The 13,406-nt window shown below is 72.8% G+C and carries 13 protein-coding genes and 1 tRNA gene; 8 read left to right on the plus strand and 6 right to left on the minus strand.

The window, feature by feature from the left end:
- Nucleotides 1-43 precede the first annotated feature (43 nt).
- A complete protein-coding gene (locus OSR43_RS03155; protein WP_302269564.1) occupies nucleotides 44-2,014 on the minus strand; it encodes a 2-oxoacid:acceptor oxidoreductase subunit alpha in 1,971 nt (656 codons plus the stop codon).
- Nucleotides 2,015-2,314: 300 nt separating this feature from the next.
- Here OSR43_RS03155 and OSR43_RS03160 point away from each other — a divergent pair, with 300 nt between their 5' ends.
- From OSR43_RS03160 to OSR43_RS03175, 4 genes are read left to right on the plus strand one after another with little or no spacing between them, the layout of a single operon-like run.
- Nucleotides 2,315-3,358, plus strand: coding sequence for a sulfate ABC transporter substrate-binding protein (locus OSR43_RS03160; protein ID WP_302269566.1), 1,044 nt, complete (start codon nucleotides 2,315-2,317; stop codon nucleotides 3,356-3,358).
- Entirely contained in the window at nucleotides 3,358-4,245 is an 888-nt protein-coding gene (gene cysT, locus OSR43_RS03165; protein WP_302269568.1) for a sulfate ABC transporter permease subunit CysT, read from the plus strand. The genes OSR43_RS03160 and cysT overlap by 1 nt, the downstream gene beginning before the upstream one ends.
- The gene (locus tag OSR43_RS03170) at nucleotides 4,239-5,066 is read left to right on the plus strand and encodes a sulfate ABC transporter permease (RefSeq protein ID WP_302269569.1); all 828 of its coding nucleotides are present in this window, start codon (nucleotides 4,239-4,241) and stop codon (nucleotides 5,064-5,066) included. Before cysT ends, OSR43_RS03170 begins: the two co-directional genes overlap by 7 nt.
- Nucleotides 5,063-6,064, plus strand: a complete 1,002-nt coding sequence (locus OSR43_RS03175; protein ID WP_302269571.1) for a sulfate/molybdate ABC transporter ATP-binding protein — start codon at nucleotides 5,063-5,065, stop codon at nucleotides 6,062-6,064. Before OSR43_RS03170 ends, OSR43_RS03175 begins: the two co-directional genes overlap by 4 nt.
- 78 nt (nucleotides 6,065-6,142) lie before the next feature.
- On the opposite strand, the gene OSR43_RS03180 is transcribed toward OSR43_RS03175, so the two are convergent.
- Nucleotides 6,143-6,634, minus strand: coding sequence for a YajQ family cyclic di-GMP-binding protein (locus OSR43_RS03180; protein ID WP_302269573.1), 492 nt, complete (start codon nucleotides 6,632-6,634; stop codon nucleotides 6,143-6,145).
- Between the two features lie 98 nt (nucleotides 6,635-6,732).
- Here OSR43_RS03180 and OSR43_RS03185 point away from each other — a divergent pair.
- Together OSR43_RS03185 and OSR43_RS03190 are read left to right on the plus strand one after the other, a co-directional pair.
- A tRNA-Tyr gene (locus tag OSR43_RS03185) sits at nucleotides 6,733-6,814 on the plus strand.
- Nucleotides 6,815-6,907: 93 nt separating this feature from the next.
- The gene (locus tag OSR43_RS03190; protein WP_302269575.1) at nucleotides 6,908-7,804 is read left to right on the plus strand and encodes a hypothetical protein; all 897 of its coding nucleotides are present in this window, start codon (nucleotides 6,908-6,910) and stop codon (nucleotides 7,802-7,804) included.
- Between the two features lie 36 nt (nucleotides 7,805-7,840).
- Here OSR43_RS03190 and OSR43_RS03195 read toward each other — a convergent pair whose 3' ends face one another.
- Complete coding sequence (locus tag OSR43_RS03195) at nucleotides 7,841-8,800, minus strand: sulfotransferase (RefSeq protein WP_302269576.1); 960 nt, start codon at nucleotides 8,798-8,800, stop codon at nucleotides 7,841-7,843.
- Between the two features lie 142 nt (nucleotides 8,801-8,942).
- On the opposite strand from OSR43_RS03195, the gene OSR43_RS03200 reads away from it, so the two are divergent.
- Together OSR43_RS03200 and OSR43_RS03205 are read left to right on the plus strand one after the other, a co-directional pair.
- Complete coding sequence (locus OSR43_RS03200) at nucleotides 8,943-9,650, plus strand: hypothetical protein (RefSeq protein WP_302269577.1); 708 nt, start codon at nucleotides 8,943-8,945, stop codon at nucleotides 9,648-9,650.
- A 49-nt stretch (nucleotides 9,651-9,699) separates the two neighbouring features.
- Nucleotides 9,700-10,965 carry an MFS transporter gene (locus OSR43_RS03205; RefSeq protein ID WP_302271565.1) on the plus strand — a complete coding sequence of 422 codons (1,266 nt, stop codon included), beginning with the start codon at nucleotides 9,700-9,702 and terminating at the stop codon, nucleotides 10,963-10,965.
- On the opposite strand, the gene OSR43_RS03210 is transcribed toward OSR43_RS03205, so the two are convergent.
- From OSR43_RS03210 to OSR43_RS03220, 3 genes are read right to left on the minus strand one after another with little or no spacing between them, the layout of a single operon-like run.
- Nucleotides 10,934-11,431 carry a nitroreductase family deazaflavin-dependent oxidoreductase gene (locus tag OSR43_RS03210; RefSeq protein ID WP_302269578.1) on the minus strand — a complete coding sequence of 166 codons (498 nt, stop codon included), beginning with the start codon at nucleotides 11,429-11,431 and terminating at the stop codon, nucleotides 10,934-10,936. The genes OSR43_RS03205 and OSR43_RS03210 overlap by 32 nt on opposite strands.
- 10 nt (nucleotides 11,432-11,441) lie before the next feature.
- Nucleotides 11,442-12,557 carry a fumarylacetoacetate hydrolase family protein gene (locus tag OSR43_RS03215; protein ID WP_302269580.1) on the minus strand — a complete coding sequence of 372 codons (1,116 nt, stop codon included), beginning with the start codon at nucleotides 12,555-12,557 and terminating at the stop codon, nucleotides 11,442-11,444.
- On the minus strand, nucleotides 12,554-13,372 hold the full coding sequence (locus OSR43_RS03220; RefSeq protein WP_302269582.1) for a hypothetical protein: 819 nt from the start codon (nucleotides 13,370-13,372) through the stop codon (nucleotides 12,554-12,556). The genes OSR43_RS03215 and OSR43_RS03220 overlap by 4 nt, the downstream gene beginning before the upstream one ends.
- Between the last annotated feature and the right edge of the window lie 34 nt (nucleotides 13,373-13,406).

Here is a 13,406-nt window from a genome sequence, read left to right on the forward strand (position 1 = left end):
AAGGGGAGCTCGGTGCCCGAGGTCCCGGTGAGGGGCTGGGCGGTCACTTGGTTGCCTCCGTGGCGGTGGTGGTGAGGTCGACCTCGATGCCCTCGGCGTCGGCGACGAGGCCGCCGATCGCCTCGGCGAGCTCGGCGGCCTTGAGGGGCAGGCCGCGGACGTGGTTGTAGCCGATCGCGTCGACGAGGTAGCGGGCGCGCAGCAGCATGGAGAGCTGGCCGAGGTTCATCTCGGGCACGAGCACCTTGTCGTAGCGCCCCAGGATCTCCCCGAGGTCCTTGGGGAAGGGGTTGAGGTGGCGCAGGTGGACCTGCGCCACGTCGTACCCGGCCTTGCGGACGCGGCGCACGCCGGCGCCGATCGGGCCGTAGGTGGAGCCCCAGCCGAGCACGAGCACCTTGGCGCGACCCGACGGGTCGTCGACCTCGAGCGGCGGGAGCGACTCCGCGATCCGGTCCACCTTGGCCTGGCGGGTGCGGACCATGAAGTCGTGGTTGGCGGGGTCGTAGGAGATGTTGCCGTGGCCCTCGCCCTTCTCCAGGCCGCCGATGCGGTGCTCGAGACCGGGGGTGCCGGGCACCGCCCACGGCCGGGCGAGGGTCTCCTCGTCGCGGAGGTAGGGCCAGAAGTCGGTCTCCTCCTCGGTGACCGTGCCGTCCTCGAGCGTCGCCGCGGGCTTCACGACGTGGTTGCGCTCGGTGGCGAAGTTCGGCTCGATGACCGGGAGGTCGGCGATCTCCGGGATCCGCCAGGGCTCGGAGCCGTTGGCGAGGTAGCCGTCGGAGAGCAGCATCACCGGGGTGCGGTAGGTGACCGCGATCCGCGCGGCCTCGATCGCGGCGCCGAAGCAGTCACCCGGCGACTGGGGCGCGACGATCGGGACAGGGGCCTCGCCGTTGCGCCCGAACATCGCCTGCAGCAGGTCGGCCTGCTCGGTCTTGGTCGGCAGGCCGGTCGAGGGGCCGCCGCGCTGGACGTCGACGACGACCAGCGGGAGCTCGGTCATGACGGCCAGGCCGATGGCCTCGGACTTCAGCGCGATGCCCGGACCCGAGGTGGTGGTGACCCCGAGGTGGCCCACGAACGACGCGCCGATGGCGGCGCCGACGCCGGCGATCTCGTCCTCGGCCTGCAGCGTGGTCACGCCGAACGCCTTGTGCTTGCTCAGCTCGTGGAGGATGTCGGAGGCCGGCGTGATCGGGTAGGACCCCAGGAAGACCGGCAGGCCGGACTGCACGCCGGCGGCGACCAGGCCGTAGGCCAGCGCCAGGTTGCCCGAGATGTTCCGGTAGGTGCCCGCGGAGACCGGGGCCGGCTTGATCTCGTAGGAGACCACGAAGGTCTCGGTGGTCTCGCCGAAGTTCCAGCCGGCCTTGAACGCCGCGATGTTGGCGTCGCGGATCGCGGGCACCTTCGCGAAGCGCTTGTTGAGGAACGCCGTCGTCGACTCGGTCGGGCGGCCGTACATCCACGACAGCAGGCCGAGCGCGAACATGTTCTTCGCGCGGGCGGCGTCCTTGCGGGAGAGCCCGAACTCCTTGACCGCCTCGACCGTCATGCCCGTCAGGTCCACCGGGTGCACGGCGAACTCGCCCAGCGCCGAGCCGGCGTCGCCCAGCGAGTCGAGCGGGTTGGCGCCGTACCCCGCCTTGGTCAGGTTGCGACCGGAGAAGTCGTGGGTGTCGACGATGATCGTCGCGCCCTTCGGCAGGTCCGGCAGGTTCGCCTTGAGCGCGGCGGGGTTCATCGCGACCAGCACGTCGGGCGCGTCGCCCGCGGTCAGGATGTCGTGGTCGGCGAAGTGGACCTGGAAGGAGGAGACGCCGGGGAGCGTGCCCTGGGGGGCGCGGATCTCGGCCGGGAAGTTCGGCAGGGTCACCAGGTCGTTGCCGAAGACGGCCGACTCCTGGGTGAACCGGTCACCGGTCAGCTGCATGCCGTCGCCGGAGTCGCCGGCGAACCGGATGATCACCCGGTCGAGCTGCTTGACCTGCTTCTGTACCTGGCTGGACACCTCAGGCCCACTTCCTTGCTGCGTCTATTCGGACGGTTCGTGTCCGTTGCGGGAGTCGATCGTAGGGCTCAACGAGCAGAACTGGAACGCGTTCCAGTTCCACGGTCGGCCGGCGCGACCTCTCCACGATAGAGACCGCGCGGGCGCATCCGAAGTCGTCTCCGTTGCTGGACCCGGACCAGACCAGTGAGTCCGGACACACGTGTCGAAGGGCGACTTTGTGGGTTAAGTGACCTAGTCTGCTCGAGATAAGCAATGGACCTCGGTTTCGTGCCGGGGCTGGAGAAAGTCGGGACAGACATGAACATCAAGGTTGCCGTGGCCGGTTTCGCCGCGGGGGTGCTGACCTTGACCGCGTGTGGCTCCTCTGCGGAGGGCGGCTCGGGCTCGGACGGCGAGACGGTCAGCATCAATGCGTTCTCGGTGATGGAGGCGGCCAACGAGCCGGTCTTCGAGGACTTCCAGGCCACCTCTGACGGGGAGGGCGCGCAGTTCCAGACGTCGTACGGCGCCTCGGGCGACCAGAGCCGCGCCGTCGAGGCCGGGGCCGACGCGGACGTCGTCCACTACTCCCTCGAGACCGACGTGACCCGCCTGGTCGATGCCGGCCTGGTCGCCGAGGACTGGAAGGACAACGCCACCGACGGGATCGCGACCTCGTCGGTCGTCGTCTTCGTGGTCCGCAAGGGCAACCCGGACGGCATCGAGGGCTGGGACGACCTGGTCGAGCCCGGCGTGGACATCATCACGCCGAACCCCGGCTCCTCCGGCTCGGCCCGGTGGAACATCCTCGCCGCGTGGGCGCACGTCAGCGGCAACGGCGGGACCGAGGAGGAGGCCCGCGCGTTCGTCACCAGCCTGCTGGAGAACACCATCGCCCTCCCCGGCTCCGGCCGTGAGGCGACCACCGCCTTCACCGACGGCAGCGGCGACGTGCTCCTGTCCTACGAGAACGAGGCGATCCTCGCCAAGCAGAGCGGCGCGGACATCGACTACGTCGTGCCCGAGGACACCCTCCTCATCCAGAACCCGGCCGCCGTCACCGAGGACGCCAGCGCCGCCGCCGAGGCGTTCCTGGAGTTCATGACCTCCCCGGAGGCCCAGGCCGACTACGCCCAGTCCGGCTTCCGGCCGGTCGTGGACGGCGTCGAGATCGGTGAGGTCGACGGAGCCAACGACCCCAGTGACCCGTTCCCGACCCCGGCGAAGCTGTTCACCCTCGACGACGACTTCGGCGGCTGGGGCGAGGCGGCCGACAAGTTCTTCGGCGACGGTGAGGACGGCAACCCGCTCGGCATCATCACCGAGATCCAGCAGAGCACCGGCAAGGTCGGCGAGGAGTAGTGTCGACCGCCCTCTCCGGGGCGACCATCGACGCGGCCCGGCCGGCGGACCCCACCCCGGGGTCCCGCCGGCCGCGGCGCGCGCGTCGTACCGCTCCGAGGAACACGCTCAACCGAAGCGCGGGACTGGGCCTCGGCATCGCGATGGTGTGGTTCAGCGTCCTGGTGCTGCTTCCGCTGTCCGCCGTGGTCGCCGCGGCGGCCGAGGGTGGCTGGGGCCGGTACCTGTCGGTGCTGCGCAACGACCAGACCTGGGCCGCGGTCAGCCTGACGGTCGGCCAGTCCCTGCTCGTCACGCTGATCAACGTCGTCATCGGCACGGTCATCGCGTGGGTGCTCGTCCGTGACCGCTTCTGGGGCAAGTCGCTGCTCGACGTCGTCATCGACGTGCCCTTCGCGCTGCCCACCATCGTCGCCGGCCTGGTCCTGCTGGCCCTCTACGGCCCCAACAGCCCGCTCGGGGTCCACTGGGCCTTCACCGAGCACGCCGTCACGCTGGCGCTGGCCTTCGTGACGCTGCCGTTCATCGTCCGCACCGTGCAGCCGGTCCTCGAGGAGCTCGAGACCGACGTGGAGGAGGCGGCTGCCTCGCTGGGCGCCAGCCCGGTCACGGTCTTCCGCCGGATCATCCTCCCGTCCCTCGCCCCGGCGATCGCCGCGGGCGCCGCGCTGTCGTTCGCCCGCGCGATCTCCGAGTACGGCTCGCTGGTCCTGCTCTCGGGCAACAAGCCCTTCGAGACCGAGGTCGTCTCGGTGCGCGTGCTGACCTTCATCGAGAACGGCAACACCGCGTCCGCCGCGGCGCTCGCCTCGGTGATGCTCGCGGTCGCGCTGGTCGTCATCGTCGCGCTCGACATCGTGCAGAGGCGGGTGTCGCGACGATGGTGAGGACCTCGCTCCCCGTGCGCTGGCTGCTGCGCGTGCTCGCGGTCGGCTACGTCTTCCTGCTCGTGGCCTGGCCGGTCGCGCTGCTGGTGAGGAACACCTTCGGCCAGGGCCTCTCCTCGCTGACCGACGCGCTGTCGGACGAGCAGGTGACCGGTGCGCTCCAGCTCACCGCGATCATCGCCCTCTGGGCGGTCGTCATCAACCTGGTCTTCGGCGTGACGATCTCGATCCTGCTGGTGCGCTACCAGTTCCCCGGCAAGCGCGTCCTCTCGGCGCTCATCGACCTCCCCCTGTCGGTCTCGCCGGTCGTGGTCGGGCTCGCCCTCCTGCTGGCCTACAACGGCCGGACCGGCTGGTTCGGCCCCACGCTGGAGGACAACGGCCTCCAGCTGATCTTCAACTCGCCGGGCATGATCATGGCCACCTGCTTCGTGGCCCTGCCGCTCGTCATCCGCGAGGTCGTGCCGGTGCTCACCGAGATCGGCGACGACCAGGAGCAGGCGGCCCGCAGCCTGGGCGCCAACGCCCCGCAGACCTTCTGGCGGATCACGCTGCCCAGCATCAAGTGGGCGGTCGTGTACGGCGTGGTGCTGAGCCTCGCCCGGTCCGTCGGCGAGTTCGGCGCCGTGAAGATCGTCTCCGGGAACATCACCGGCCGCACCCAGACCGCGACCCTCGTGGTCGAGGCGAAGTACCAGAACTTCCAGCAGGACACGGCGTACGCCACGTCCTTCCTGCTGATCCTGGTCAGCATCGCCTGCCTGGTCGTGGTCGCGTTCCTCCGTCCCCAGCACGCCTCGTCCGGAAGGAAGTCCCGATGAGCATCGAGGTCTCCGGTGTCACCAAGAAGTTCGGGGACTTCGTCGCGCTCGACGACGTCTCCGTGTCCATCCCGTCCGGCCAGCTGACCGCGCTGCTCGGCCCCTCCGGTGGCGGCAAGTCGACGCTGCTGCGGATCATCGCCGGCCTCGACTCCGCCGACGCCGGCCGGGTCGAGATCGAGGGCGTCGACGCGACCGGCCTGCCGGCGCAGAAGCGCGGCGTCGGGTTCGTCTTCCAGCACTACGCGGTCTTCAAGCACATGACGGTGGCCAAGAACGTCGCCTTCGGCCTGGAGATCCGCCGGAAGCCGAAGGCCGAGATCGCCGCCCGGGTCGACGAGCTGCTGCGCCTGGTGCACCTCCAGCAGTTCAGCCACCGCCTGCCCGCCCAGCTCTCCGGCGGTCAGCGCCAGCGCATGGCGCTCGCCCGCGCGCTCGCGGTGGAGCCCAAGGTGCTGCTGCTCGACGAGCCGTTCGGTGCGCTGGACGCGAAGGTCCGCAAGGAGCTGCGCGACTGGCTGCGGCGGCTGCACGACGAGGTGCACGTGACGACCGTCTTCGTGACCCACGACCAGGAGGAGGCCCTCGAGGTCGCCGACGAGATCGTGGTCGTCAACCAGGGGCGCGTGGAGCAGGTGGGCACGCCCGACCAGCTCTACGACGAGCCGGCCAACGACTTCGTCATGGGCTTCCTCGGCGAGGTCACGGTGCTCGGGGGCGTGCACCTGCGCCCGCACGACATCGAGGTCACGACGGCGCCGGCGCCCGGCGCCGTCCGGGGCACCGTGTCCCGGCTGCTGCGGATCGGGTTCGAGGTACGCCTCACGGTGGCCCTCGAGGCCGGCCCGGACGTGACCGTCACCCTGACCCGCACCCACGCCCGCTCGCTCGGGCTCGACCAGGGGTCGGCCGTCTGGCTGGCCCCCGCCGCCGGCGCCACCACCGTGGTCGCCGGCGACCGGTCCGACCGCTCCGCCACGGAGCCGGTCGCCGGCTGAGACCGGGCGTCCGCCCGAGCCGTGCACCCGGCTCGGGCGGGCGTCCACCTCCCGCTCACGGGGTTCCGCTGCGTGGCCTCAGCGGTAGTTGGTGAACTGCACCGCGAAGTCGTAGTCCTGCTGCTTGACCAGCGCGATGATGGCCTGCAGGTCGTCGCGCTTCTTCGACGAGACCCGCAGCTCGTCGCCCTGGATCTGCGCCTTGACGCCCTTGGGGCCCTCGTCGCGGATCAACTTGGAGATCTTCTTGGCGTCCTCCGAGGAGATGCCCTCCTTGAGGGTCACCGTGATCTTCGACGTCTGGCCCGACGGGCGCGGCTCGGAGGCGTCGAGCACCTTCAGCGAGACGTCGCGCTTGACGAGCTTGCCCTTGAACACGTCGAGGACCGCGCTGGCGCGGTCGTCGGCCGAGGCGCTGATCTCGATGACCTGCTCACCCGACCACTCGATCGTCGCGCCGGTGCCCTTGAAGTCGAACCGGGTCGCGATCTCGCGCGCGGTCTGCCCCAGCGCGTTGTCGACCTCCTGCCGGTCGATCTTGCTGACGATGTCGAACGACGAGTCGGCCATCTGTCCCTCCCGGTGACGTTTTTTCCTAGCGGTTGCGGCTGCGCTATTGTTTCGCCTCGTCGACACCGAGGGCCAATCGCCCCCGGACGCGGCACCCCGGCAGGTTGCCCGAGCGGCCAATGGGAGCGGACTGTAAATCCGTCGGCTTTGCCTTCGAAGGTTCGAATCCTTCACCTGCCACCGACGCCCCTGGCCTGCCGGCCGGGGGCGTCGAGTCATTTCGCGCCAGCGCGGCACTCATTGTCGACTGGACCGCTCGACTACGCTGGCGGCATGGCCGCCGGCACCCTGTCCCTCCCGTCGTACGACGACGCGCGCGTGGTCGTGCCTGCGCCGGGGGAGGGCCCGGGCAACTGGGCGGGAGCGGCCAGCGCGGTCCTCGTGGACGGCACGTTCTGGCTCACCTGGCGCGTGCGCCGGCCGCTGACCGACGGCCGCGGCGTGGCCGTCGTCGTCGCGCGCTCGCACGACGGTGAGACCTTCGAGCCCGTGGCCGAGGTGCGGCGCGAGGCCTTCGGGGCGGAGTCCTTCGAGCGCCCCGTGCTGGTCGCCCTCGCCGACGGTGGGTGGCGGCTCTACCTCTCGTGCGCGACGCCCGGCTCCAAGCACTGGTGGGTCGACAGCCTCACCGCGCCGACGGTCGAGGCGATCGCGGCGGGCGAGCGCCGGGTCGTCCTCCCCGGCGACGACCGGATCGCGGTCAAGGACCCCGTTGTGACGGTCGGTCCGGACGGGTGGGACATGTGGCTGTGCTGCCACCCGCTGAGCGAGGCGGGCCACGAGGACCGGATGACGACCCGGCACCTGACCAGCGCGGACGGTCTCGCCTGGGTTGACCGGGGCGAGGTGCTCGCCGGTCGCCCCGGGCGCTGGGACGAGCGCGGCGCACGGGTCGCGGCGGTGCTGCCGGGGTCCGGGGGCGCGCCCGCGGTCGCGTTCTACGACGGGCGCCCCGACGCCGCGTCGAACTGGTTCGAGACCACCGGCGTGGCGCGCTGGGACGGGTCCCGCTTCGTGCCGGACGACGCTCTCGGGCCCATCCGCTCGCCGTGGTCCGACGGAGCGTTCCGCTACCTCAGTGCGGTCCCGCTCCCCGACGGCCGGACCCGCTACTACGTCGAGGCGGCCCGTGCCGACGGCGCCCACGACCTGCTGACCCTCGTCCGCTGAGCGCCGCCCCTCCGGGGTCGGAGGGGCGGGAGGGCCTCAGTCGGCGGCGCTGCGCTCGCGGAACGAGCCCCGGTCGGCGGTCGAGAGCCAGTCGGAGAAGTCCTGGCCGGTGACCCGGCACAGCAGGTCGACGTCCTCGGCGAACTGGGGGAGCAGCCGTTCGCGGACCGCCGGGTCCAGGCGCGGGCGGTGGACGACCCGGGGGCCGCGCAGGGCGGCGGTGAGCGGCGCGCTGGCCCGCCGCCACAGCCGGGGCGGGCCGAACTGGCCCAGTCGGGCGCCGGTCCGCACCGCCGGCCCGAGCAGTGCGGGCCGCCAGCCGGGGGTGACGAAGGAGCGGCTGTTGTCCTGGGGCACGGAGCCGACCTGGCCCTCCCGGATCCCCAGGAAGCGGCAGGTCCGGTCCACCGCCCCCGTCGGGTCGTCGACGAGGTCGCGGTAGCGCAGGAGGAGCACCCGGTCGCGGTCGACGTGGCGGTACAGGTGGGCGAGCTGCGCGCCGTACCTGCCGAGCTCGACGTAGCGCCAGAACGGCGCCCAGCCGTCGCGGACCCGCTGCTCCTGGAGCCCGATGGTGCGCTCGAAGTCGCCCTCGGGCTCCAGGCCGTCGCACCACAGGTGCATCCAGTTGCTGTAGGCGCGGTCGATCGGGTCGCGGACGACCGCGACCAGGCGGACGCCGGGGAGCTCCTCGGCGATCCGGCGGTGGGCGCTGCGGCTCCACAGGTAGAACGGCGTGCTCTCGCCGCGGACCTGGTGCGGCGCCGCCGCCTCGAAGAGCCGCTCGTAGTCGTCGCGGCGCCAGACCCACTCCTGCTGCGAGTGCTTGTCGCCCGGGCCGCGCCAGGCTGGGGGCGGGGCGTCGTCGCAGAGCCAGTACTTCGGCTCCTTGGGGGTCGTCGTGAACACGTCGGGGTGCTGGGCGAGGGCAGCGTGCAGGGCCGTGGTCCCGGCCTTGGGGGCACCCACGAGCAGGAAGTCGGGCCGGCGCTCCATGCCAAAAGCGTAGTAGGACGATCCACAAACTGCACCCGACGCGGCCGCGGTCGCCTGCGCGGACCAATCCGGACGGCCGGCGGTGTCGAACGCCAAGCACCCGGTGGGCCGGTGTGGCCTGCCTCACAGAGAGGTGCCTCCCGTGCGTCGACCCACCCCCTCCTTCTTCATCTCCGTCGCCGCCTTGGTGGTGGCGACCAGCGGCACGTCGTACGCCGCCATGACGATCGGCTCCGCCGACATCGAGGACAACTCGGTCCGCAGCCAGGACGTCAAGGACGGCACGCTCAAGGCCAAGGACTTCCGTGCCGGTCAGCTCCCCGCGGGCGCGCAGGGGCCGGCAGGCCCGGCCGGCAAGGACGGTGCGGGCCGCTGGCTGCTGGTCGACGCGGCCGGCACGATCGTCGCCCAGTCCGGCGGCTTCGAGATCGTCACCGCCTACCCGACCCTCCCGAACACCGCGCCGGCCGGCAGCCCGGACAACGCGCTGCGTGCCAACGGCAACGTCTACATCGACGCCAACGAGGACCTCTCCGACAACGGCATCGTGGCCACCGTCGCCCTGCAGAACACCGTCGACCAGAACGGCGACACCGTCACCAGCGGCCGAGCCCCGGGCGCGGACGCCAACCCGGAGTTCTCCGGCGAGATCAGCGCCAGCCTGTGCAGCTTCACCGGCGCGACCGGCATCCCCACCAACTGCGCACCGGCCGCGGCCCAGAACAACACCTCGTTCGTCGTCAGCCCGCGCAACAGCGACGGCTCGGTGACGACCCCCACCAGCCGCAAGCGCTTCTACGTCGTGCTGACCGGCGACTCCTCGGACTACGCCGCCCCCACGACCCCCTGACCCCGGCCCCGGCCGGCCACGTGGGCCGGCCGGGACGGGCGCTGCCATGATGCGCGCCGTGACCGAGACTGCGCGGCGCCCCTGGACCCCCTGGCGGACGGTGGTGGCCTTCGGCCTGGTCAGCCTGTTCGCGGACATGGTCTACGAGGGCATGCGCTCGGTCGCCGGGCCCTTCCTCGGCACGCTCGGGGCCTCCGCGCTCACCGTCGGACTGGTGACCGGCGCCGGCGAGGCCGTCGCGCTGGTGCTGCGGTTGGTCACCGGGCCGTGGGCCGACCACAGCGGCCGGCACTGGCGCCTGACGGTCGTGGGCTACGCGATGACGGCCGTCTGCGTGCCGCTGCTCGCCGTGGCGCCCGCCCTCGGGGCCGCCGGGGTGGCGGTCGCGGCAGCGCTGATCCTCCTCGAGCGCGCCGGGAAGGCCGTCCGGAGCCCGGCGAAGTCCGCGCTCCTCGCGCGGATGGCCGCCTCCACCGGCCGGGGCCGCGGCTTCGCGGTGCACAAGGCGATGGACCAGGTCGGCGCCTTCGCTGGGCCGCTGCTGCTCGCCGGCGTCGCCGCGGCGACCGGCGTGCTCTGGCCGGGCCTGGCGCTGCTCGCCGTCCCAGGCGCGATCTGCCTCCTCCTGCTCCTCCAGCTCCGCCGCCGCGTCCCGGCGGTGGCCGACCCGGACCCGGACGACGCCGCGGAGCGCCCCGCCCCCGACCTCGCGGGCGAGGGGCGCGACGGGCTGGTGCGCAGGATGGTCGGCGCGGACCTGCCCCGCGAGCTCCACCTCTTCTCGCTCGCGGCCGCGCTCGCGACCGCCGGCCTGATGACGTTCGGCGTCATGTCGTACCGCTTCGTCGAGGACGGTCTCGTCGCGCTCGCCGCCGTGCCCTTGGTCTACGCCGCCGCGATGGCGGTCGAGGCGGTGGCGGCGCTGGCCACCGGTGACCTGTTCGACCGGCACGGCGGGCGGGTGCTGCTGGTGGTGCCGCTCGTTGTGGCGGCCGTGCCGCCGCTGGTCTTCGGTCCCACGCTGCTGGCGGTGCTCGCCGGCGTCGTGCTGTGGGGCCTGGCCACCGGGGTGCTCGACTCGACGGTCAAGGCCTGCGTCGCCGAGCTCGTGCCGTCGCGGCGCCGGGCGACGGCGTACGGCGTGTTCGCGGCCGTGCAGGGCCTCGGTGCGCTGGCGGGCGGGGCGCTCGCCGGCGCGTTGGCCACCGACCACCCGCTGCTGCTGACCGGGTGCGTGGCGGTGCTGCAGGTGCTGTCGTTCGGGCTCCTCGCGCGGCTGACGCTCAGCGCCCGCCGCGGACGTCCAGCGGCGTGAGCAGGAAGACCGGGATGGTGCGGTCGGTCCGCTCCTCGTACGTCGCGTAGTTCGGCCAGGTCCGCAGCATCACCGCCCAGGCCCTCGCCCGGTCCTCGCCCTCGAGCTCGCGCCAGGCGACCGGCAGGGTGCGTCCGCCCAGGGCGGCGGTGACGGCCCCGGCCGCGGGATCGGTGGCGCGCAGGTTGCGCACCCACATCGGCATCTTCGGGTCCCCGAAGTAGGACCCCGCGACGAGCCAGCCGCCGTCGTGGGGCACGCACAGCAGCGGCGTGCTGCGCGGCACGCCGGACTTCCGCCCGGGGACGGTGAGGGTGAGGTTCGGCAGGCCGGCGACGTCGAGGATGCTGACCCGGCCACGGGTCGCGGACTGCAGCCGCCTGTCGGTCCACACCACCTGGGGCAGCAGCCTGGGCATCCAGGAGATCGCCCCGATGCGGACCGCGAGCGGCGTGAGCAGACCCATGCCCGGCAACCTAGACCAGCGAGGCGCGCGCCGGCTCGACCCGTCCACGGACCTCGCCGAGGGTGATCGAGCCGCCGTCCACGCCGGGCGCGGAGTAGCGCAGCACGACCTCGGCGCCGTCGTCGAGGAACCGCTCGCCCCACCACAGCTCCAGGAACGAGCCGCGCTGGTCCTCCGCGGGCCCGCTGATCGTGCCGGAGGCGAAGAGGTCGCCGGTGCGCACCGACGCGCCGTTCGAGGTCAGGTGCGCCAGCATCTGGGCGGGCGACCAGTACATCGAGCGGTACGGCGGCCGGCTGACGACCTCCCCGTCGAGCTCGACCTCGACCGACACGTCGAGCCCGCGGACCTGCCCGGCACCGAGGTAGGGCAGCGGCTCGGGGCGCTGCTCGGGCAGGTCGCACCACGCGGCCTCGAGGGCGGCCACCGGCGTCACCCAGTGCGAGACGGAGGTGGCGAACGACTTGCCCAGGAACGGCCCGAGCGGTGCGTACTCCCAGGCCTGCAGGTCGCGCGCGGACCAGTCGTTGAGGCCGACCACCCCGAAGACGTGCTCGCCGAAGGCGGAGTACGGCACCGGGTCGCCGATCGAGGACGGCGCACCCACCACGAAGCCCAGCTCCGCCTCGACGTCGAGCCGCCCGGTCGGGCCCCACGTCGGGCCGTCGGGGCCGCCGCGCTGGCCGCACGGCCGCACGACCGGCGTGCCGCTCGGCACGACCGTGCCCGCCCGGCCGTGGTAGCCGACGGGCAGGTGCCGCCAGTTCGGCAGCAGCGGCTCGGAGTCCGGCCGCAGGATCCGGCCGACGTTGGTCGCGTGGTGCTCGGAGGCGTAGAAGTCGACGTAGTCGGCGACCTCGAACGGCAGGTGCAGCTCCACCTCGTCCAGCGCGATCGTCTCGGCGCCGCCCTCGAGCAGCGCGCGGACCTCCTCGCGGGTCTGCCGCCACACCTCCGGGCCGAGCGCCATGAACGGGTTGAGCGACGACGTCGCGAGCTCGGGGCGGCCGGTCGCGGCCGCGAGGTCGAGCACGCGGTCCTCGTGGCGCACGCCGACGCGGCGCTGGCCGCCGGCGACGGAGAAGACGCCGTAGGGCAGGTGGTCGAGGCCGAATCCGGTGGTCACGCGAGCCCCAGTGCCCGAATGTCGGCCATCGGCTCATCGATGCTGCACGAGCCGAACGACGTGAACCACCGCCGGGCCCCGGCCAGCTCGGCGACGTCCGGCTGCAGGTCGCGGTCCTCGAGCGTGGCCACCACCTCGGCGGTCGTGGCGCCGTCGAAGGCGCGCCGGGTGGCGGTCAGCAGGTTGAGGAACCCGTGCCGGTCCACCCCGTCGTCGCCGGTGTGGCGCAGCGCCCGGTGCAGCCCGGCGGTGCAGCGGAACGGCGTCTCACGGTCGAGCGCGGCGTCGACCCAGGACGCGAGCAGCGCGGGGGACGGCACCTGGTGCGCGTCGAGCCCGCCCGTGCGCAGCTTGAGCCGCAGCTCCGCGGCGGCGACCTCGTCGGCCGCGGCCAGCCAGGCGTACGACGCCTCGGACTGCGGCAGCTCGACGTGCACCGGCACGTCCTCGGCGAGCACTCCCTCCGCCCGGGCGGCGTCGACGGCCGCGACGACGCGCCGGGCGTTGCCCGCGGGGTCGTCGAGGTCGCGCAGGGCCACGTCGAGCCCGGCGAGAGCGAGGCCCCGCTTGCCGCAGAGGGCGGCCGGGCCGGCGAGCTGGCCCGCCCCGCCGGTGACCACGACGGTCACCGGTCCGGAGAAGCCGGCCGGGAGCGTCGGCAGGTCGGTGTCGCGGAGGACGAACGAGCCGACCAGCGCGGCCGGCTCGCCGGTGCGGTCGACGTACGCGCGGACGGCGGTGGTGAGGTCGGCGTCGCCGGGCGGGAAGACCGCGGCGTCGTCGACGAGGCCGGTCCAGAAGTGTTCCGTCGTCACGGCGGCCACGATAGCGTCGACGCACATACCGGAC

It is taken from the genome of Nocardioides sp. Arc9.136, from assembly GCF_030506255.1.
GTDB lineage: Bacteria > Actinomycetota > Actinomycetes > Propionibacteriales > Nocardioidaceae > Nocardioides.